18 protein-coding genes, 1 tRNA gene and 1 pseudogene are annotated in these 21527 nt (G+C 51.8%); 14 read left to right on the top strand and 6 right to left on the bottom strand.

Going from position 1 to position 21527, the window contains the following annotated elements; genetic code table 11:
* Positions 1-118 precede the first annotated feature (118 nt).
* Positions 119-1570 carry a phospholipase D-like domain-containing protein gene (locus tag AS19_RS09365; RefSeq protein WP_046961992.1) on the top strand — a complete coding sequence of 484 codons (1452 nt, stop codon included), beginning with the start codon at positions 119-121 and terminating at the stop codon, positions 1568-1570.
* A 362-nt stretch (positions 1571-1932) separates the two neighbouring features.
* Here AS19_RS09365 and AS19_RS09360 read toward each other — a convergent pair whose 3' ends face one another.
* The gene (locus AS19_RS09360) at positions 1933-2109 is read right to left on the bottom strand and encodes a PLDc N-terminal domain-containing protein (protein ID WP_081424064.1); all 177 of its coding nucleotides are present in this window, start codon (positions 2107-2109) and stop codon (positions 1933-1935) included.
* A 260-nt stretch (positions 2110-2369) separates the two neighbouring features.
* Positions 2370-2446: transfer RNA gene (locus tag AS19_RS09355), tRNA-Arg, on the bottom strand.
* Between the two features lie 383 nt (positions 2447-2829).
* Between AS19_RS09355 and arsS the strand changes: the two genes are divergently transcribed.
* From arsS to AS19_RS09335, 4 genes are all read left to right on the top strand, one after another.
* Complete coding sequence (gene arsS / locus AS19_RS09350) at positions 2830-3786, top strand: arsenosugar biosynthesis radical SAM (seleno)protein ArsS (protein ID WP_011589095.1); 957 nt, start codon at positions 2830-2832, stop codon at positions 3784-3786.
* Positions 3783-4469: a TIGR04283 family arsenosugar biosynthesis glycosyltransferase gene (locus tag AS19_RS09345; RefSeq protein WP_046961991.1), complete on the top strand. Its 687-nt coding sequence runs from the start codon at positions 3783-3785 to the stop codon at positions 4467-4469. Before arsS ends, AS19_RS09345 begins: the two co-directional genes overlap by 4 nt.
* 11 nt (positions 4470-4480) lie before the next feature.
* Positions 4481-5122: a TIGR04282 family arsenosugar biosynthesis glycosyltransferase gene (locus AS19_RS09340; protein ID WP_231860764.1), complete on the top strand. Its 642-nt coding sequence runs from the start codon at positions 4481-4483 to the stop codon at positions 5120-5122.
* 133 nt (positions 5123-5255) lie between these two features.
* Complete coding sequence (locus tag AS19_RS09335; RefSeq protein ID WP_144412634.1) at positions 5256-5546, top strand: Hpt domain-containing protein; 291 nt, start codon at positions 5256-5258, stop codon at positions 5544-5546.
* Positions 5547-6146: 600 nt separating this feature from the next.
* Here AS19_RS09335 and fdxA read toward each other — a convergent pair.
* The 3 genes and pseudogenes from fdxA to AS19_RS09320 form a co-directional block, all read right to left on the bottom strand.
* Positions 6147-6470 carry a ferredoxin FdxA gene (fdxA, locus tag AS19_RS09330; RefSeq protein ID WP_035461263.1) on the bottom strand — a complete coding sequence of 108 codons (324 nt, stop codon included), beginning with the start codon at positions 6468-6470 and terminating at the stop codon, positions 6147-6149.
* Positions 6471-6685: 215 nt separating this feature from the next.
* Entirely contained in the window at positions 6686-9265 is a 2580-nt protein-coding gene (gene mutS / locus AS19_RS09325) for a DNA mismatch repair protein MutS (protein ID WP_231860752.1), read from the bottom strand.
* 181 nt (positions 9266-9446) lie between these two features.
* Positions 9447-9822, bottom strand: a pseudogene (locus AS19_RS09320) (transposase); the annotation flags it as partial.
* A gap of 469 nt (positions 9823-10291) precedes the next feature.
* Between AS19_RS09320 and AS19_RS09315 the strand changes: the two are divergent.
* The 5 genes from AS19_RS09315 to AS19_RS09295 all read left to right on the top strand — a co-directional run bounded on the left by AS19_RS09315 (position 10292) and on the right by AS19_RS09295 (position 15245).
* Positions 10292-10786, top strand: a complete 495-nt coding sequence (locus tag AS19_RS09315) for a hypothetical protein (protein ID WP_046961989.1) — start codon at positions 10292-10294, stop codon at positions 10784-10786.
* Positions 10787-11244: 458 nt separating this feature from the next.
* On the top strand, positions 11245-12582 hold the full coding sequence (locus AS19_RS09310; protein WP_046961988.1) for a hypothetical protein: 1338 nt from the start codon (positions 11245-11247) through the stop codon (positions 12580-12582).
* Between the two features lie 98 nt (positions 12583-12680).
* Positions 12681-13502 carry a potassium channel family protein gene (locus tag AS19_RS09305; protein ID WP_052753756.1) on the top strand — a complete coding sequence of 274 codons (822 nt, stop codon included), beginning with the start codon at positions 12681-12683 and terminating at the stop codon, positions 13500-13502.
* Between the two features lie 92 nt (positions 13503-13594).
* Positions 13595-14068: a hypothetical protein gene (locus AS19_RS09300; RefSeq protein ID WP_046961987.1), complete on the top strand. Its 474-nt coding sequence runs from the start codon at positions 13595-13597 to the stop codon at positions 14066-14068.
* Positions 14069-14174: 106 nt separating this feature from the next.
* Positions 14175-15245 carry a PIN domain-containing protein gene (locus tag AS19_RS09295; RefSeq protein WP_046961986.1) on the top strand — a complete coding sequence of 357 codons (1071 nt, stop codon included), beginning with the start codon at positions 14175-14177 and terminating at the stop codon, positions 15243-15245.
* Positions 15246-15906: 661 nt separating this feature from the next.
* Here the strand turns inward: AS19_RS09295 and AS19_RS09290 are convergent.
* Positions 15907-17526 carry a class I adenylate-forming enzyme family protein gene (locus AS19_RS09290; RefSeq protein WP_035461001.1) on the bottom strand — a complete coding sequence of 540 codons (1620 nt, stop codon included), beginning with the start codon at positions 17524-17526 and terminating at the stop codon, positions 15907-15909.
* Between the two features lie 327 nt (positions 17527-17853).
* On the opposite strand from AS19_RS09290, the gene AS19_RS09285 reads away from it, so the two are divergent.
* From AS19_RS09285 to AS19_RS09270, 4 genes are all read left to right on the top strand, one after another.
* A complete protein-coding gene (locus tag AS19_RS09285; protein WP_035461004.1) occupies positions 17854-18330 on the top strand; it encodes an NYN domain-containing protein in 477 nt (158 codons plus the stop codon).
* A gap of 177 nt (positions 18331-18507) precedes the next feature.
* Positions 18508-19863, top strand: coding sequence for a wax ester/triacylglycerol synthase family O-acyltransferase (locus tag AS19_RS09280; RefSeq protein ID WP_011589085.1), 1356 nt, complete (start codon positions 18508-18510; stop codon positions 19861-19863).
* Positions 19864-20179: 316 nt separating this feature from the next.
* Positions 20180-20899 (top strand): YebC/PmpR family DNA-binding transcriptional regulator, encoded by a 720-nt coding sequence (locus AS19_RS09275; protein ID WP_035461007.1) that lies wholly within the window; start codon positions 20180-20182, stop codon positions 20897-20899.
* Between the two features lie 41 nt (positions 20900-20940).
* On the top strand, positions 20941-21429 hold the full coding sequence (locus tag AS19_RS09270; protein ID WP_046961985.1) for a CinA family protein: 489 nt from the start codon (positions 20941-20943) through the stop codon (positions 21427-21429).
* Positions 21430-21527 lie beyond the last annotated feature (98 nt).

Raw genomic sequence — 21527 nt, 5'->3', positions numbered from 1 at the left:
GTGCTCCAAAAGAGGGCGTATTCTAAGGAACCAACGAGCAAAGCGCAAAGCCCCACCGCCTCGGGCCTAGCCGGTTATGCTATCGTTGGGCCGATACCCGCTTCAGGGACGGAACTTGATGCCTTTGGATGCCACTTACTGGACCGCTGAGATTGATGCATTATTGATAATGCTGGAACCCTATTGGCCCTACGTGGCAGCCGTCATTAGTATCGGGTTGGCGGTAACAGTGACCGTGCATGTCGCTCAGAACAAACGTGATGCTCGGGCGGTGGCGGCGTGGACCGGTTTGGTCTGGCTGGTGCCGGTGCTGGGTGCTGTGCTGTATTACATGCTGGGGGTCAATCGCATTCGTCGGCGGGCTCGTCAGCTAACCGGTGGGTTGATCGACAGTAACGATGGCTGGCGTATCGCTGCCGAACCTGAACCGGATCTTGAACACCTGAAGGTCCTTAGTCGTCTGGTGGGGCGGCTGACACATCTGCCGCTTACTGATGGCAATCATATTACCCTGCTGGATGCGCCCATCGCTTATCAGGCAATGATGGATGCCATCGATAGCGCCACGGAAAGCATTTATCTGGCGACCTACATTTTCGGCAATGATGCTGCCGGCAAGCCGCTGGCGGATGCGCTTTCGGCGGCGGTGGCGCGCGGGGTCAAGGTGCGGGTGTTGGTGGACGGCGCCGGCGCCCTGTATTCCTTGCCTTCGGTAGTCTGGCGCTTGCGCCGTGGCAAGGTGCCTGTGGAGCGTTTTCTGTATTCCCTGGCGCCGTGGCGCATGCCGTATTTGAATCTGCGCAATCATCGCAAATTTATGGTGGTGGACCGTCGATATGGGTTTACCGGGGGGATGAACATCCGGGCGGGCTATATACAGCAGCCGCCAAAGATCACGGATTTGCATGCCCGTATTGAAGGCCCAGTAGTAGGGCAGTTACTGCGCACTTTTGCTGCTGATTGGTATTTCACTAGTGGTGAATTGCTGGACACCTGTTATTGCGGCCCAGCTTGGCTGGGCGCAGTGCAGTCCCGGGGTATCAGTGCTGGGCCGGATGCGGATTTCGATAAACGTCGGATGACGTTGCTCGCGGCCATTGGCAGCGCTGAATCCCGAATTCGCATTGTTACCCCGTATTTTGTGCCGGACCTGACTCTGCTGGCCACATTGCAACTGGCGCTGCTTAAAGGCGTGCAGGTGGAGATTGTGATTCCTCGCAAGAATAATCTGCGGCTGGTGCACTGGGCCAGCCTGCATGCTTTGCGCTGGTTGGTATCGGAAGGCGCGGAGCTGTACCTGTCACCGCCGCCATTCGACCACAGCAAGGTGATGACGGTGGACCGGCACTGGGTCATGTTGGGCTCGGGAAACTGGGATGCGCGCAGCCTGCGATTGAATTTTGAGTTTGACCTGGAATGCTATGGGGAGGCGTTAGCTGGGCAGATTGATGAAATGCTGGATGAACGTATTGCGTTGTCTCAGCGGTTCGACCAAGTGGGTTTTGAGCAGTTGGCACCTTGGCGACGGGTCCGTAATGCACTCGCGCATATGCTGGAGCCCTATTTATAAAAGGGGGGGTTAGTTAGCGCTTAGAGAAAAGCGTGATTATTTGTGTGGTCTTGATCGCGCACTGCCGGATTGAAGGGGCACATTTGCGCTATTGCTAGTGTTGATGGTTGTGAGCCTGCCCAGCGTTTGTCTGGGTGACTATGACGCGGTGGGGATGTATATGCATACATGGGGCTGGGCATTGGTTATCTGAGTCATACCCCCTCTTGGCCAGTAAAAACCGGATGCCCCTGTGCGAGAGCCTGTTACCCAGGAGCCCAGCCGGCCACACGGGATTACCTCACGGCTACTTGCAGACACTGGGTGCCTGGCAGCAATCCGCAGGGAATCGAGCGGTGGCCGCGGTGACCCCCGAAAAAAAGTTAGCGCTTCAGGGGGGACCCTGGTCCCATCAGTGCCCAGATAATTAAGCCAATCAGCGGCACAATCAGTACCAATAATACCCACAATACTTTGGCGCCGGTTTCAGCGGAGGATTGGAGAATCATTACGATGGCGTAGATCGCCACGGCCAGTTGTAACAGTCCCAGTAATTTCATCGACATTCCTTTTTATCCAACGTGAGCCTTCAATTTAGAGGACTTGGTGGAAAGGGTAAATCTCTGAGGTGTAAAACCGGGTCAAGATTGCGGGCGCTCGCCCCATAGTTTTGTCTAGTGATCAGCATCAGACCCTTATAGAACAGGGCTATCACCGACAGGCCGGCTCCAGAAACACAATGCTCACCAGCAGGTCGGCCAACAGAAAAGGCTGCTGATCCGAATGATCATAAAAAAGTGATGCAGAGGAAAAGGAAAGGTGGTGCCCCGGAGACGATTCGAACGTCCGACCTAGCGCTTAGGAGGCGCTTGCTCTATCCAACTGAGCTACCGGGGCTGAAAGAGGTGACGATTGTAAGGATTTTGCTGCGCGGTGCCAGTTATGGGGGGAGCAAGCGGCTATTTTATCGGCGCTTACTCGCGCTGCGGGCGCCGGCAAAGCGGCGGTATCCGCTTCGCGTTCGTTCGGCCAAAGCACGCTTTGGACCCCCCCCGCACTCACCCAACTGAGCTACCGGGGCTTAAAGAGGTGAAGATTGTAAGGATTTTGCCGCGCGGCGCCAGTTCCGGGGGATGGTGGCTAATGTTGCGACGACTTTGGGTGATGTTGTGAGACATGTAGCGCTCCGCCCATTCCGCTATTGCTTGAAGCTTTCACGTAACGTTTGCGACAAGCCTGCATCTAATTGATAGCATTAAAGAAATTGAAAAAGGTGAAGTATGCAGGACACCCACGATTTATTGGTGCGCAGCAGCACAGATTTTCCGTCACTACGTCGCTATGGAACGTCCGTGTTGCAAGTGAACTTGGGTTATCTGTGTAACCTGAGTTGTGTGCACTGCCACGTGAATGCTGGCCCCACGCGCACCGAGCTGATGGATAAGGCCACTATCGACCTGGTTCTTCAGGTGATCCGCAAGCGGGATATCAAGGTCATCGACCTTACCGGCGGCGCGCCGGAGATGAACCCGCATTTTCGTTACCTAGTGCGTGAATGCCATGCACTCGGTGTGGAGGTTATCGATCGCTGTAACCTCACCATCCTGCTCGAACCCGGCTATGAGGACTTGCCACAGTTTCTGGCCGATCACCATGTGCATGTGGTGGCTTCTTTGCCGTGTTATTCCGAAGAGAACGTGAATAAGCAACGCGGAAAAGGGGTGTTTCAGGGGAGCCTAGAGGCGATTCGGCGGCTTAACGAAAAAGGCTACGGAGAGGATCGAGTATTGGATCTTGTCTATAACCCCACCGGTGCCTCCCTGCCGCCTCCCCAGCAGGCCCTGGAAGCCGATTACAAGCGCGAGCTGATGGAGCATTTTGGTCTGCGTTTTAATCATTTGTTGACGATTACTAATATGCCGATTAGCCGTTTCGGCGCGGTGTTGTTGGCCCATAATCAGTTCAACGACTACATGCAACTGCTGCGTGACAGTTATAACCGCGAGACTTTGCCGGCATTGATGTGCCGTTCCATGGTCAGTGTGGATTATCAGGGGTATCTCTACGATTGTGATTTCAACCAGATGCTGGATATGCCGCAAGGTCATCATGAAAACCATCAGCATCTGTCGAGCCTGCTGGATGAGGATATTGAAGGCGAGCCGATTTATGTGGCAGATCATTGCTTTGGCTGCACCGCCGGTGCCGGAAGCAGTTGCGGTGGCGCGCTGGGATGAGTCGGGTGAGCGTTATCATCCCTGTGCTCAATGAGGCCGATGTGTTGGCCGAGTCACTGGCGAGAGTGCGCGCTGCATTGCATGCAGGTGACGAACTGATTGTGGTGGATGGCGGCAGTACTGATGATAGTGTTGGTATTGCCCGGCAGATTGCCGATACGGTGCTAACCAGTGAGCCGGGCCGTAGTGCCCAAATGAATGCCGGTGCGAAGTGTGCCACTGGCGTATGGCTGTGGTTCGTGCACGCGGATACCGTGCTCGACTCGCGTCACCGTGAGGCCTTGGATGAGGCGCAGCCGAAAGGGCAATGGGGGCGTTTCGATGTGCGCTTGAGTCAGCCGCGTTTTCTGTTTCGCATAATCGCTTTCATGATGAACTGGCGTTCTCGCCTCACTGGCATCGCCACCGGCGACCAGGCCATCTTTGTGCGCCGGAATGTATTCTGGGAGCAGGGTGGATTTCCCGCCCAGCCATTAATGGAAGATATTGCCCTGTCACGCAGGTTGCGTGCGCAGTCTCGGCCACTGTGTTTGCGTCCACCGTTAATTACCAGTAGCCGGCGGTGGGAAGCCAACGGCCCCTGGCACACTATTTGGCTTATGTGGACGTTGCGTTTTCGATACTGGCGTGGTGCTAGCCCAGATGTTTTGTATCGGGATTATTACCGGGGGGATGCGGGTTGACGGACACGCCATTGCTGATCATTTTCGCCCGAGCTTTGCAGGCAGGGCAGGTAAAAACACGGCTGATCCCGAACTTTGGTGCCGAAGGGGCCATGCAGATTTATAAGCAGTTGCTGTGGCGTACCTTTTCTGCCGCGCAGGAGTTTCCTGGCGATGTGCAGTTGTGGCTGGATAAGCCAGATGCGGCGTTGAAGGCTGAAGCAACAGTGCGTGGCTGGTCTTGTCATTTACAGTCGGATGGCGATCTTGGTGAACGGATGGCCAGGGCGCTCTCACATGGATTGGATCACTTCTCTCGGGTTTTGCTGATAGGTAGTGATTGCTTGCTGCTAGGTCGCCCCTACTTCGAACAGGCACTGCATACACTCGCGCACGCGCCTGTAGTGTTTGGTGCCAGTGAAGATGGTGGCTATGTGCTTCTGGGTAGCAGTCAGGCATCGCTCTGGTCTGCCGCTCGTTTTAACGGTGTCCGCTTTGGTGGTCACCATGCACTGCAGGATAGTTGTGCCTGTTTTGCTCCGGAACAAATAGTGGTGTTGCCGCCGCTATGGGATGTGGATGAAGCGAGTGATGTTGCCAGGGCCCGCTCGTCCGGACTTTTACCGCCTGTCGCTTGTCCTGAGTTGGTGGGTGCGAGGAAGGGTTGGACTTGATTAAATTTCTAGCCTGTAACACAAACAGAGTTTCTGTCGTGGCTGTGGTAGCGGCGGTAAAGGATCACGGGGTAGGTTGATGCAAGATGGATCGCTCCTCGATGCTGAGCTCGTTTCCGAATTGCAGGAGATAATGGGCCAGAATTTCCAGATGCTGGTTGAGTCCTTCCGGCGTGATGGTGAGCAACGTCTGGCCGCCATGGAAAAGGCGCTGAAAGCAGAGGATAAAGAGGCTCTTCGCCGCCAGGCGCACAGCCTCAAAGGTAGCAGCAGCAACCTTGGTGCTGTCCGTGTCGTAGATGTGTGCGTGGCACTGGAGTTAGCTGTGTCTAATCGTGAGTTAGCCAATGTTCCCGTTTTGCTTGAATGTTTGAAACAGCAATTCAGGCAGGCCTGCACGGCACTGCAGGCCTGCCTAGCGTAAAAAGATCGTCAGGGCTGGTCGGATTTTAGGCAAAAAAAACCCTCTTCCGAAATTGGGTGGAAGAGGGGTGTTGTGAGCGCTATTGCTAGCGCCTTGGGGGGATACTGGTCGATCTATGGTGCCATGTAGCACCACGTTTCTATGGAAATAATGCTACCGAGAAGTGCTTCCTCTTGCTGTAAAGAGCGGTGAGGAAATGTAAGAGTTTGAGTGGCTTTTGGCTTCGAGATGTAGCCATTTTGCTCCGAGCACTGGTTATTGGGTGAGGTATCTTGTAAGCAATCTCTTACAAGACTGTAGGATAAACTGGTGTTTTTGGCAAGATTTTAGGATTGAAACGCAGAGAAATATCATTAAGTATTTGTTTTTAATGGTTATTTATTTTTTGTGTGATTTTCGTCCAGACTTTTAATATTTATTTTACCCACAGAGCAAAATCCGGTTGATATAGTATTTGCGTGTTCAGGGAGTTGGGCACAAGGATTTGCAGGGATTGCAGTACAAGGATGTTGCGGTGAGCGCAAAAGAGTCAGGATGACTCGACGCAAAAAGGGCGGCAGGATGCCGCCCTTTTATTTTGCCCAGAGAAAAAGGATCCGCTTAGCGGATCAGTTTCTCCCGCTTGTTGGGCACACCGTCCCACTCTTCAGCGTCGTCCGGCGCATCTTTCATTTCCGTAATGTTCGGCCACTTCTCTGCCAGCTCCGCGTTGATCTCTAGGAAATCTTGCTGGTCGTCTGGCAGCTCATCTTCCGAAAAAATCGCGTTTACCGGGCACTCCGGCTCGCATAGTGCACAGTCGATACACTCGTCCGGGTGGATGACCAGAAAATTCTCGCCTTCGTAGAAACAATCTACCGGGCACACTTCCACACAATCGGTGTGTTTGCAGTTAATGCAGTTCTCACCTACTACGAACGTCATATCCTGTCCTCGCCAGGTGTCTTCAATTTATACAGCGCCAGTGACTGATTATAACAGCAACGGGCACGGTCTCGCTTGGGGGTGGCGCTAGTCTAGCGATATGCCCTGAGGCAGGCAAACGGAGTGTTGATATAAGGTTATAGCGCCAACACTCTTTCTATGCGCGCCGGCAGCTCGCGCCCACTTAGGTTGCTCTGCAACGTCTCTAAGAGGGCTCAAGTCAGCTTTTTCAATGTATATAGCGCCTCCAGGGCTTGCTTTGGTGTCAGCTCGTCTGGGTCTAGATCGGTCAACGCCAGCTCGATCGCATTGGGTTCGTTGAATAGTGAGGCCTGAGCCGGAGCCGCCGCCGGTGATGGGGCGGCATAGCTGCTGGGGGGAGTGGCTGAAGGCGCCAGCGGTTTGCTTTGTTCCAACTCGCGTAATTTCTCACCGGCTCTATGGATCACGCTGCTCGGCACTCCCGCCAGTTGGGCTACCTGAAGACCGTAACTGCGACTGGCCGGTCCTTCTTGTACTCGGTGCAGAAAGACAATGCGGTTATCGTGTTCGCTGGCGGTCAGGTGTGCGTTGTAGATGCCCGGCAGTTGCTCTGGTAGTTGAGTCAACTCGAAGTAGTGTGTGGCGAACAGGGTAAACGACTTGAGATTGCGCGCTAGGTGCTCGGCGGCAGCCCAGGCCAGGCTCAGGCCATCAAAAGTGCTGGTGCCGCGGCCAATCTCGTCCATCAGTACTAGGCTTTGGGCGGTGGCGTTGTTGAGGATGTTGGCGGTTTCTGACATTTCCACCATAAAGGTGGAGCGGCCACCGGCCAGATCATCGGACGAGCCAATGCGGGTGAAGATCCGGTCCAGGCTACCGATGCGGGCACTGGCCGCCGGCACACAGCTGCCAAGGTGAGCGAGCAGCGCGATCAGGGCGGTTTGGCGCATGTAGGTGGATTTACCGCCCATGTTGGGGCCGGTAATGATCACCATACGGCGGGCATTGTCTAAGTGCAGGCTGTTAGGAACGAACGCGTCGTCTAGCACCTGTTCCACCACCGGGTGACGGCCATCCACAATTTCGATGATCGCTTCGTCATCTACTAACTGTGGGCGCACCCAGTTGAGTGCTTCGGCCCGTTCGGCCAGCGATGCCAGCACATCGAGCTCGGCCACGGCGGCAGCACTGCGCTGAAGGGCGTGCAGGTCGGCGGCCACTTTTTCCAGTAGTGCTTCGTAGAGGCGTTTCTCCAGCGCTAGAGCTTTGCTGGAGGCGGACAGGGCCTTGTCCTCAAATTCTTTCAGTTCGGGAGTGATAAACCGTTCAGCATTTTTCAGTGTTTGACGGCGTTGATAATCCGCCGGCGCCTGATCGGACTCGCGTCGCGACAGCTCAATGTAATAGCCATGCACGCGGTTGTACTTCACGCGCAGGGTGGAAAGCTGGGTACGTTCGCGCTCGCGGGTTTCGATATCCACTAAAATCGCACCGGCGTTTTCGCTGATGGAACGCAGCTCATCCAGCTCTTCACTGTAACCGGGAGCAATGACGCCGCCGTCGCGTATCAGCATGGGCGGATTCTCGATCACCGCCGTGCCCAGCAATTCCACCTGGTTCGGAAACTGGCCGATGCGCTCAATCAATTCGCAAAAACAATCGGCGGCGGGTAGGGTGCCGATTAGAGGCGGCAGCGCTTTGAGGCTGGCGTGCAGGCGCGTCAGGTCCCGAGGGCGAGCAGAACGTAACGCCACCCGGCCGAGAATGCGTTCCATGTCGCCGATCTCGTTAAGCACATCGCGGGCGGACTCAAAGCACCAGCCCTGACGCAGGGCGTCGATCTGGTCCTGCCGCTGGGTGAGCGTGGTGCGGTTGCGCAATGGCTGGTGTACCCAGCGTTTAAGCAAGCGCGCGCCCATGGCCGTTTTGGTGCTGTCCAGCACCCAGGCCAGGGTGTGTTGCTCCTGGCCATCCAGGGTTTCAGTCAGCTCCAAGTTACGGCGGGTGGCCGCATCCATGGCGACCGCATCATCAAAGCTTTCTACTGTTAGGCCGGTGATATGTGGGAGTTCGCCGCGCTGGGTTTCCTTGGCATAGCCAAGCAGTGCGCCAGCGGCGGAAACCGCCACGGGAGACGGCTCACCAAAGCCGGCCAGATCCTGCACCTGGAACTGTTGGCACAGCTGGCGACGGGCAGCGTCTTCATCAAACTCCCAGCTCGGGCGTTTACGAGTACCCGGTCGATCGGACCAGCGCCCTGGCAGACCATGCTCTTCACTGATCAACAATTCGGCTGGCGACCAGCGCTCCAGCAAGGCCTGTAATTGCTCGGCACCTTCTACTTGAGTGACGACAAAGCGCCCGGCGGCCAAATCCAGGCTGGCGCAACCGTATTGATTATTATGATCGAAAACCGCGCACAATAAATTATCCCGACGCTCTTCCAGTAAGGCCTCATCGCTCACCGTACCGGGCGTGACGATGCGAACCACCTTGCGCTCCACCGGCCCCTTGGCCAGCGCCGGGTCACCGATCTGTTCGGCAATGGCCACGGATTCGCCCAGCTTCACCAGCCGCGCCAGATAGTTCTCCGCCGCGTGGTAGGGAATGCCGGCCATGGGAATCGGCTTGCCGGCACTTTGACCGCGTTGGGTCAGGGTGATATCCAGCAGTCGCGCCGCTTTCTGCGCATCGCCAAAGAACAACTCATAGAAATCCCCCATGCGGTAGAACACCAGCTGGTCCGGGTGTTCGGCCTTAATGCCGAGGTATTGCTGCATCATCGGCGTATGTTGGCTTAGGTCCGCGGTCACAGGTCCTCCATGGGGGGTAATGAATCAGTGGGCGGTCATGATATAGCGATATGGGAGAGGATTCATGGGGAGATCTGGATGGTTTTTAGGAGGGACTATCTCTGTCTGCCCATTACCGAGTTTATATGTAGGTCGAATGAAGCCGTTTGGCTTGCACGGAGGGCATCATTCATGCTGCCCCGCGATTTAAACGAGGTTGCCGTTGCCAGGCATAAAAGCCGCTGGGGTGAACGTCCAGCAGGAAGCATCGCTCGCTATGCTTCTTTATAAAGGCGTACCTCAATCGGACTGACTAGCAAAGTACGCCGCGGCTTTTTTAGGATGTCACGCTCTTCGGTAACGCGGTTAAGCTCTTTCTGGAGCCGGCGGATCTCTGCCAGGTCATCGGTCTTAGCCTGATGCTGCTCGGAATCCGGGCCAAACTTTCTGATCCAGGCGTACAGGCTATGGGTGGTGACGCCGAGCCGGTCGGCCACTTGGGCCACACTGTGACCACGATCCGTCACCTGACGAACCGCTTCAATCTTGAATTCTTCGGGATAGCGTTTGCTGCTCATGGGTACCTCTCTGGTTGCCATTTTGGATGGCTGAAAGGTGTAGCAAACTGGTGGCGATTCATAATGCGCTCTAGCCAGGGTAAGAAATATCAGCCAATGTTGATTATTCTTGGAGATATATCGGATAGCCTGTATGGGAAATGGGAGGCCTGACACCTGATGGTGTGCGATTTAAATAACACTTTCAATTTGCTCACAATGAAAACATACCTGGACCAACACTTGCGGGTGTTATCTGCACCATCTTTGACAGACTACGTGGCTGGAAAAATTGAAGCTTACGGTGTAAATGGGTCAGCTCTTGTTCTCGAAGCAGCACAGTATCACCGAATAAAGTTAATGTAATATACAATACCGTTGGCTTTATGGATAAGCTTTGGGGGTCTGGTTCGGTCCATGGTTTTGCGCATAGTGTTAACTGGGGAAATTCAGGCTGTAGTGTTCATTTATATTCAGGTATTTAGGGTTGATGATGAGGTTGCTTCCTGTTGGACTATTATTTTTTTCGCTTTCCAGTGTATCCGATGCGGATCAAACATGCCTTGATATTGAAAGAAAATACGCAGGGAGCACATTCGCTGAATCTGATGCTGAATCGCTTGATCAGCTTTTAAATGATGCAGGCATAGACGATTTATATGGTGAGAGTTTTTTGTCTTTGATGGATAGAGATAAAAAAGTGGCGAGTGAAATTTCTTCTTATGTGGTTAATCCTTATATGCTGGAGTCAAAAAAAGGAAAAGTTTTTTTGGATGCTGTTTTTGATGAAATGATTAGCATGCAGGATTATAGTCCAACAGGGACTATGCATTTGTATAACTTTATTTCTTCTAGGAATGCTGAGCATGCTAGATATGGGGTTTTGAGATATATGGATGAAGAGAGAAAGGTTAGTATTGATGAAATAGATGAAATTCTGGGATGCTTTGGTTTTTCTGGTGTTGATCATATTCTTTCTCGTTGAACTTGGCTTCTGCGATTAATTCGTTAGGTCTTTCGGGTTCTTCTCCTGCCCGTAATTAGGGGTACGTACCAATCGGGTGATCACCTGCCGAACCTAATTGGGGTTGCCTCTGAATTGGGGATGGCTTGGAATAGCGTTCTCCTTACCCATAGCAGGCTGGGGCTATGGGACCCCGTGCTCAACAGAACGGGGGCAAATGCGTGTAGGAGATATCTCAAAATTCGCTAAGTCATTGATCTTTGGTTCGGATTGCGACTTAAATGTGCATGGAGTTCCCGGAAAATAGGCCGCTCGTTCGAGTTTTGTTATATGGGAAAGGTTCTCACCTTCTGGGTAAGCTGCTAAATTTTATGGGTTTATCGGAATTATATACGATGGCATTTTAAGAAATATGTCGAAAAAAGATATGTCGAATCGTTCGACTGAATACGCTGTTATATTTTGGGAGTTAACAAGAAATGGCGACCTTAATTGATAACTCTACGATATCTAGTGTTCAGCGTGCGCTGGGATTCGTCCCAATTTCTGAACCCAACCTTCTGGACATGGAGCATGTGGCGCTAGGTCGTTTTGTAGAGGCATTTTTGTGCCATGATCATCTGGTCATCCCTGACAACTATAAAGAGGAACTCTCCGAGCAAAGAAAAGAACTGCTAGACCATCCATCAGTAAGCTTTTCACAGATTCCAAGTCAAAAAGATCGTGAATATATTGAAGCAGCGTCCGGGTTGTCAGAAACCTGGACGGAAGCATTTCAAGCCCGGAAGGACGATGGTCTATTCAATCATTATTTTGAGCAGGTACAAGCATTTAGCCACTTCCTTTGGGAGCACTCTAGTTCAGAGTTTTTTCTAGTTTTTCGTGCGTTAGGAATCGATAAGGCTAACCCCCTAATTGAGGCTGTCTTAGCTGAGAATGTGGATTCCTTAACAGGTCCAAGGCTTAGCATCAGAGGTGCTGATGGGGCACCCGTTCAATGGAAACGCCTCGCTCCACACGTTAAGAAAATGCTCACCGTTCTTGGGTGGCTTGGTAACCAGTATGTGTGGCACCAAGTAATGGCCGCAGAGAATGGTCACAGCTATATGCCTCATCCTTTGAGAGATTTTTTTGCGGCCGATTTTATGGGGCGAATAAAAAGCGGCGCGACGGATGCTTCTGAGTTCTCGCGAGTTTTTACTAAAGGTGTCACAAGATTTTCGGGCAAACTACCCGCCATCATAGAGGATCTGGGCTTATCGCCTGAATCATCAACACTTACCATTCACAGCCTGTTGCCGTTATTGATACAAGAGTCCAAGGACGGCGCGGATTTTATTACTGTGCTTAAGCAAATGAGAGATGAGAGTGACGTGAAGTCGCTCAGGTCAATGCTGTCAGAAGTGAATAATGGCATTGCGTCGGGTGATATTAGGCCAGCTCAGAAGTTAAATGCCGACATCGAAAAAATCGGTGAGAATATCCTAATCGAAAAAGGATTAGAGAAACGGTACATCACGCTTACCCCTCCTACTACTCTTTTGGGTATTGGAGTCAATGGTGACCCCGCGAGTCTGAAGTGCTCTTTACCCGGCGCTCTTTATAAGCAGTTCTTCGTTGGTAAAAGGTATCGAGTTTTTATAAAGCGGACCCTAGAGGAGCTAGCTGTCCCTTCGAAAATGGGTCAGCTAAAAGACAAGCTAAATGGCTACGCCAGTATCGAGGGGGAAGGGTATCCTAAGTTTTACCTCAATCCAGATTATTCTCCGTCGAAGTATCACAAGGTATTTAACAGCTCGGTGCTCAAAGCCAACTAAATATAACAATCGGCTGCACAGCGACCGATTTTCTGCCGCTTCGCGGCTCCAAACCGGCGCGTGAGCCGGGCGTTAAATCTTAAAGGAGTACTTACGTAATGAAGGAGTTGCCAAACAAGCAAAGAAAACTGTCCATCAAGCTTGGCGTGATATTGTTCTCCGCTATCGCGTTGTTTGCAGTGGCTTACTGGATTGCGGGCAACTTTGAAGGCCATGCAGTAAACGATGACGGAAAAAAGGCGAGCTATTGGGAATTGTTGTATTTTAGCGTTGTATCTATTACAACTTTAGGTTATGGAGACTTTTCGCCCTCTGGTATCAGTAGAGTATTTGCCGGACTTGAGGCAATCTTTGGCATAGTATTTATAGGCTACTCAATCGCACAAGTATTATCGGTGCGACAAGCAGCCCTTGTTGAATATTCTGTAAGCTATAGCATCCATCAAACTTATAATGAATGCATTGGGTCAATAGCTAATGCCAAAGAATCCATAGGGGATCGAAGAAGAGAAATACAAAACAATATTTCGCCAAATAATATATTGTTTATTTACAATCAATCTAACCCATTTTACCCCGCTTTAAAGGCTATGCAAATAACCAATGGATATTCCTCCCACCTGGTTGATATCGGGAAAATAGACGATTTAGTAAGACATGTTGAACGAGCGGCTCATCACGTTGAAGAATTAGCGGGATTCACAAGAAAGTATCTAAACTTGCTCAAACACCAGAATATCGAGTGGCATCAAGACAGAACTATTATGATCATTTTGTCATTATGTGATCAAATTGATACTTTTGTAGAGTGCTTTACGGAAAAGACTAAATACTCGGAAGAGCCTTATAAAAGCGGTGGCATGTATAGGGATATAGTCAAATCCTTAACGAAGGATATCCGTAATAAGTGCAAGAAATGATTTAACAAGACGCTGTTGCCGGACAATTTTTACAACGCTTTGCGGCTCCAAAATTGCCGCAAAGCTATGCGTTATATTCCACGGAGAGACCAATGAGCAATCTAACAACATGGCTTCCAATACTCTCGCTCGTTGTTGCGGCTCTCGCCGTATTTGTTGGCCCCTTTGTTTCCTTTCAAGTTGCAAAGTCGCAATCGAAAGTGTCATTAAAAGTTGCAAATAAACAAATTATCGCGCCAATGCGCCAAATCTGGATCAATAAGCTTCGTGACCTCGTAGCCGAAATACTAGGAAAGTCGGCGCACTACTATGGCGCAGGGTTCGAGGAGCGCGAAGATAGTGAATACTTACATATCACTGAGCTTGAGTATCGTCTTCAATTATTGTTGAACACATCAGAAACTGATCATAAGCAATTAATCACTCACGTTCGCTCACTGATAAATTCACTAGCAAAATCAGGGGCTGAACAAGACGAGGCATTTAGGGCTTCACACAAAGCCGTCAGTGAATTAACCCCAAAAATTCTTAAGCGAGAATGGGACAGAACGAAAAGTGAAATATAACAATGCCTTGCAGCCGACCCAATTTCCGCTACTTCCCTTCGGTCATTCGCTCCAAGCGGTCGGCTGAAGGCAAGCGTTAGCCTTCTTTGAAGGTAAGGAATAAATTTTGATCGCCATTATCATTGATAGCAACATATTCTATGGAGATCCTCTGTGGCGTGGATCTGCATTTAAAAAGATATTATATTTTTCTAAGCATAAGACACTGAAGATATTAATTTCTGATGTGGTTATTAAAGAGGTAATAAGAAACTCAAAGAAGGAATATGATCAAAATTATAAAGCCATTAAAGAAGGCATATCAGGTATAGGGAAGCTGGTAGAAGGGTTTGACCAATCATTTATGGATCAAATCCCAAATGATTTTGATGAGAAGATAGCGGAAAAGTTTAGTCTTCTGCAAAAAGACGGATTGATCGAGATTATCTATCCTGAGCAGGATATGCTCGACGAGTTAATAGATCGTGCGGTTGATAAAATAAAGCCCTTTTCGGAGAAAAAAGAAGAATTTAGGGATGCTGTAATATGGCTATCTTGTATTCGATTTTCGCAATCTATCAGTTGCGAAAAAACCTATTTTATTTCAAAAAATATCTCTGATTTTTGTGAAAAGAAAGGCTCAGAAGATCTCCATAAGGATTTAAAGCGTGATTGTCCCAATGCGCAACTGAAAACAAGTATTCATGACTTTCTTTCAGCTGAAGAAGAGCACCTTCTTCAACAATTGGAGAAGGCTCCTGTAATCGCGATGCAGTCCTGGCTGGAGGAGGAGGCATTTGATGAAGACTCCGTTACTCAGCTTCTTCAAGATCATTTGTATAGTACTTTGTCAGGGGAGATCTCCGCAATTGTCGATGGGTGGGAGCCTTCAGATTTCTATCCAAATGTTCACACTGGTTACATACAAAGTTATGAAAGAGATGAACTCAAAGTCGTGGATGGGAGTTTGAGTTTCGATGTTAGCTCTGAATTCGTGACTATTTCGGGGTCGGTCTGTTCATATTTAGAAGTTGAGGTGTATGAGTACAATCCTGTTTATGATGATAGTAGTGAAAAGTATTCATATATTGGTGAAAAACAGGTTCAAGTAGAGGTGGAGTTTGAGTTTTCAGTATCGCCTGATGAACCTATCCCAGATTGGGTTGATATCAATAATGTCCAATACGTCAAAGGCTAACAAACCGCTCAAATTCGTTACGGCCACAAAAGACGTGGCCTCCACCGGACTCGCTGACGCTCGCCGTTTAGCGTGGCGTTAAATAGCTCTGCTTTATTGTTGCAGCGCAAGATTCTGAGTCGGTGCCATAAGCGAGCGTTTGTGTGCCGTTAGAAAAATAAGAGGTTGTGGCTTGGTTGTCCCGTTCGTTTTGGGCGGCCACATTCATTGTTGGGGGTGGCTGCAAAGTCTTCGTTCTTGCGGGTGCCATAATTCAGTTTGGTTCGCAGGCTCACATCGTGCCAGTAGAGGCGTTGGTGTGTCGCCACTTAACCAGGCAAGGCCGCGGACGCAAAATGCGCGCTGATCTGTAACCACTTTTGTGGACAGAGTTTTCTGTTCATGAGAGGGGTGCAGTGTGGGACCGTGATTCGGGGTTAGATACCCTCTTGAGTTTCAGAGTCTGCCCCAGAAATTATCACTGCTTGTGTCCACTGCCCCTGGCCGAAATCAATGAGAACTTGTGCTCAACAGAAGGGGGAGTGAACAACTAGTGTTTGAGTCAGGTAACCGGATTATTTCTGTCTTGATTTTATGCGTGTCCCCGATTAGTACAGCCTGTAAAAATGGATATAGAAGTGCAATAAAAAGGGCCGGAAGACAACATTCCGGCCCTTTTGCGTTACTGAGCCCGCAATTCTTTCTTCATGATCTTACCTATCGGATTGCGGGGAATGACATCTACTAGCCTCATCTTTTCGGGAAGCTTGTAAACACTCATACCCTGACTCTTCAGGTAGTCATTGATTTCCTCTAACGCTGGCGGATGGCTCTCATCCGCAGGCACCACGCAAATGCAGACACGCTCCCCCATGATTTCGTCCGGGTGGGGTATGACGGCAACGTCTTGCACCTTGTCAAAGCCAAGCACGGCGTTTTCCACCTCGACACTGGAGATGTTGAAGCCTCCGCGGATCACCATGTCTTTCTTGCGATCGTAAAAGCCTACGTGGTTGGCATTTTGCACAATGAACAGGTCTCCGGTGCGGAAGAAGCCGTCAGCGGTGAAAGACTGCTCGGTGATGTCCGGGCGTTGGAAGTAACCGGCAAAGACCCCCGGGCTTCGGTAGCAAAGCTCTCCGATGCCTCCGGGCTCGGTGATCTCCTCATCCTGGTCGCCGAGAATCTTCACTTCAATGCCATTGATGCCGGAGGGCCATTCGACGCTTTCTCTGCCCCACCAGGGTAGATGATCCACCCGCATAGCCAGGTCCGGTACGTCGGCGGGGCCGGCCACTAGGCAGGAGCCTTCGTTCTGGCCCCAGATATTGACGATGTCGATATCCCAGCGGCGCTTGAACTCCTGCATGGACCAGGCAGAAGGCGGTGCTGACCCGGTGGTGATGGTCCGCACGCTGGACAGATCGAGCTGGTCCACGTTGGGCAGTTTGGCGATCATGTTCAGCATCGCCGGTACTAGGATGGTATATTGAATGCGCTCTTCGGTAAGCTGGCGCAGCAAGATCTCCGGCGTGATGGGATGGTGCAGCACTAGGGTCCCTGCTGCCGCTAGCCAAGGTACGTAGTTCACCCCCACCGCTGTCATGTTTACCAGGGGCGCCACGCATAGAATCCGGTCGCCCTGCTGCAAGCCACAGGTGGTGAACACGAGGTTAATCATGTACTCCCAGTTGTTGTGGCTCATGGGGCAGCCTTTAGGGTCTGCCTCAGTGCCAGATGTCCAGCACAGCGTAAAAATATCATTGGCTTCTACTGGCACCTCAGGTCCCTGGCTGGGTTTGCTGCGGGCAATATCGGTCAGTTCTTTCAGGCCGATGTAGTGCTCGAAACCCAACTCCTGGCCTAGAGCTTGGTAATCAAAGCCGTGAAAGCTCTCAGCCGACGCGTAGAAGCGGGCCTCGGTCATTTTTTTCACATAACCCACATCCTTGCTTCGCCATTGCATAGGCAGTGCAGAAAGCAAGCCGCCGGCCTTTGCTGCGGCTAGGTACAACATGGCCAGCTCCCACACGTTGGGTAACTGGGCCACTAATACGTCGTCCTTACCAAAGCCGCGGCGCGACAATTCTGCTGCCGTAGCATCCACTGCCTGGCCGAACTCTGCCCAGGTGAGGCGCTGGGCGGGGGTGCCCACCAGCTCGTTCCGGTTGGGGGGATCCACCACCGCTTCTCGCTCTGGGTGGGCGATACAATTGGCGGCCGCGCGCTGGAGCAGGGTCTTGTCCCCCCAGTGCCCCATGTTCGTATATTTCTCAACCAGTTCAGGTTTGTGCAAAATCATGAATTAATTCTCCTGTGACGGTTATTGTTGTTGCCATCCAATTGGAAGCGATGATGGTTGACGTCGACACTCGGGACCATTTCCTGCCAGTAGTGCTTCGACACTATCCGCCAGTGATACTTATTTTTCTAGGACGGGTTTGAACGTCTCGATCATTTTGCTGGCATTGCTAATATTGTATTTCTTGGTGTAAGTGGCGGCATGGGTGTAGATGCTGAGGGCATGTTGCTGTAGTAAGTTACGGTAAATAGCCGCAATGGGCCGCTTTGGAAAGGGCGGTGATCTCCACCGAAGCGCATTCAAAAAGTCTCGCTAACCGGAATGTATATGCCTCGCATCGCCGTCTTTGCTGACGTCCAGAATATTTATTACACCACCCGCCAAGCTTTTGGGCGGCCTTTCAATTATCGGGCGCTTTGGCAGCAGCTGTCGGCGCAGGGCGAAATAGTTCACGCATTGGCCTATGCCACTCACCGTGGCGACGACGGGCAGACGAAATTTCAGGATGCGCTTAAACACATTGGCTTCACGGTTAAACTCAAACCCTATATTCAGCGCAGTGACGGTTCCAGCAAGGGGGACTGGGATGTGGGCATTGCGGTGGATGTGATGACGCTGGCTCCAGAGGTGGATACGGTGGTGTTGCTTTCCGGGGACGGAGATTTTGATGTGTTACTAACGCGAGTTGGCGCTAACCCGGGGGTTCGTACTGAAGTGTATGGGGTTGAGCCGCTGACTGCGCGTTCGTTGATTGATAGTGCCTCGGTGTTTCATCCGATAGGAGATGCGTTGCTATTAAAGTGATATCAGAGACTTCCGAGCGCTGATAGGCGCGGCAATGGATATCTTTGGCTCACTGTTGATAACCAAACGCAACGATTTTGCTAATGCTCTGGGGTTAAAAATCCGGATGATAGGACGTTCGAGCCTACCCTAGGTGTCAGGCCACTGCGATACGGATAACAATAAGGAGCAGCAAGTATGGCCCGTAAATTGTCTATTATGGATTCCGGCTGGTTAATGATGGAGACCCGGGAAACCCCTATGCATGTGGGGGGGCTGGCGTTGTTTGCCATTCCAGAAGGTGCTCCTGAGGATTATGTGGAAAGTATCTATCGATACCTGGTGGATGTGGATAGCATCTGCCGCCCATTTAACCAAAAGATTCAGTCTCATTTGCCCCTGTACTTAGATGCTACTTGGGTGGAAGACAAAAATTTCGATATTGACTACCACGTACGGCATTCTGCCTTGCCTCGGCCGGGACGGGTGCGTGAGCTGTTGGCGTTAGTATCGCGGTTGCACGCCCAGCGTTTGGATCCTAGCCGCCCGTTGTGGGAGAGCTATTTGATCGAGGGGTTGGAGGGAAACCGTTTCGCTCTTTATACCAAGATGCATCACTCCATGGTGGATGGGGTGGCAGGGATGCACCTAATGCAGTCTCGCCTAGCTACCTGTGCGGAAGACCGTTTACCCGCCCCTTGGTCTGGCGAGTGGGATGCGGAGAAGAAACCGAGAAAGAGCCGTGGCGCTGCAGCGGCGAATGCCGGCATGAAAGGAACAATGAATAACCTGCGCCGAGGTGGTGGTCAGCTTGTGGACCTGCTGCGACAGCCCAAGGATGGCAACGTAAAGACTATCTATCGGGCGCCGAAAACCCAGCTAAACCGCCGGGTGACGGGCGCGCGACGCTTTGCTGCCCAGTCGTGGTCGCTGTCGCGGATTAAAGCCGCGGGCAAACAGCATGGCGGTACGGTGAATGATATTTTCCTTGCCATGTGTGGCGGCGCGCTGCGTCGCTATCTGCTCAGTCAGGATGCCTTGTCCGATCAGCCGTTGGTAGCCCAGGTGCCAGTAGCCTTGCGTAGTGCGGATCAGGCTGGTGAGGGTGGCAATGCCATTACTACGGTTCAGGTAAGCCTGGGTACGCATATTGCTCAGCCGCTGAATCGGCTGGCCGCAATCCAGGATTCCATGAAAGCGGTGAAATCTCGGCTTGGTGATATGCAGAAGTCCGAGATCGATGTTTATACGGTGCTGACCAATATGCCGCTGTCTTTGGGGCAGGTCACGGGCCTGTCCGGGCGCGTAAGCCCCATGTTTAACCTAGTGATTTCCAATGTGCCGGGGCCGAAGGAAACGCTTCATCTCAATGGTGCGGAGATGTTGGCTACCTATCCGGTGTCATTGGTTCTGCATGGTTACGCCCTAAATATCACTGTGGTGAGCTACAAGAATAGCCTTGAGTTTGGCGTGATCGGTTGCCGTGACACGTTGCCTCATATTCAGCGTTTTCTGGTTTATCTCGAAGAATCGCTGGTGGAGCTGGAGCCTTGATTCGGTAATGGTGGCTTGATGTATAGAGGCTCCCTAACAACATTGCAGCTTGGTGATTGAGTCGATAATCAACGCGCATTTCTGCTGTATGTTTTTCCCCTTAACCGCACATTGCCGGCATGCTAACGGGTTCGCGTATGGAGCCCATGCTGCCGCATCCCTCAGGGGGCTGTGTTCTGGTGGAGTAGGTGTATCGATGTAATCGAAGGTTTATGAGGCGTACGTTAAATTGCCACTCCCAACCGCTCTTTTGTTCTTCTCGCCTGCATCTTCCCTTAAAATACCGGGCAACTAATTCCTCTGGAGCAAGATGTCTATGGGCCGCGCCTACCAAAACCGCAAAGAATCCATGGCGAAAACCTCGGACATGAAAGCCAAGGTGTACAGCCGCTATGGTCGGGAAATCTACGTTAGCGCGAAATCCGGTGGTGTGGACCCTACTGCGAATCTGGCATTACGCAGCCTGATTGAACGCGCCAAAAAAGATCAGGTGCCCGGTCATGTGATTGATAAAGCCCTCGACAAGGCTAAAGGGGGTGGCGGTGAGGATTACTCCCCGGCCCGCTATGAAGGCTATGGCCCTGGTGGCAGCATGGCACTGATTGAATGCCTCACCGATAACCCGAATCGTACCTTTGGTGATGTGCGTATGGCCTTTACCAAGACCAAATGTAAGATCGGTACCCAGGGTACGGTGAGCCACATGTTCGATCACGTGGCGATTTTCGTTTTTGCCCACGAAGATGAAGATGCGGTGCTCGAAGCCCTGATGGATGCGGATGTGGATGTCAGCGAAATAGAAAACGATAACGGTATGCTGACGGTGTTCACGCCTAACACCGAGTATTTTAAGGCTAAGCAGGCGCTGGTCGAGGCCTTCGGGGAATTGGAATTCGAGGTGGATGAAATTCAGTTTATTCCGCAGAGTTACACCACCATCAGCGCCGAAGACATGGACATGTTCGATAAATTCATGGCCATGTTGAATGATTTGGATGACGTGCAGAACGTCTATCACAACGTGGATCTGGGCTGATTCCAGTCCTGCAATCGTCAATCCGCAACGGAGAATGCCCTGTGCTGGATAACGACATCCTCGCCGCCGCCGTCGCACTGGCCGGTGCCCTGCAAAAACAACGTTTGCTGTTGGCCACTGCGGAGTCCTGTACCGGGGGGGGCATTGCCCAGACGCTCACCAGCCTGTCCGGCGCATCCACTTGGTTCGATCGGGGTTTTGTCACCTATTCTAATGAGGCTAAGCAAGAGATGCTTGGCGTGCCGGCCTCCACGTTGGCGACCTCGGGCGCGGTCAGTGAAGCAACGGCACTGGACATGGCGCGGGGCGCTATTAGCCATTCCCGTGCCCATGTGAGCGTGGCGGTGACGGGTATCGCCGGGCCGGATGGCGGCACGCCAGATAAGCCGGTGGGCACCGTCTGGATTGCCTGGGGGCAGAAGCTGGGTTATGCAGAAGCTCGCTGTTTCCAATTCGACGGGGATCGCGATGCCGTCCGTCAGCAGACCATCCTGCACGCCATTCTGGGCTTGAATGCCCGTCTCAAGTAGCCACAATCAGGCTATTCCTTTCAGCCCTGCTGAGGCGGGGCAGACCAGACAACGATCTGGAAGGTTGCAATGCACAGCCAATGTTGTTCATAATACTG

This window comes from Alcanivorax sp. NBRC 101098 (assembly GCF_001010505.1).
GTDB classification, from domain to species: domain Bacteria; phylum Pseudomonadota; class Gammaproteobacteria; order Pseudomonadales; family Alcanivoracaceae; genus Alcanivorax; species Alcanivorax borkumensis.
Note: the sequence above shows the minus strand (reverse complement) of the source record. Positions and strands in the feature narration are given on the sequence as shown.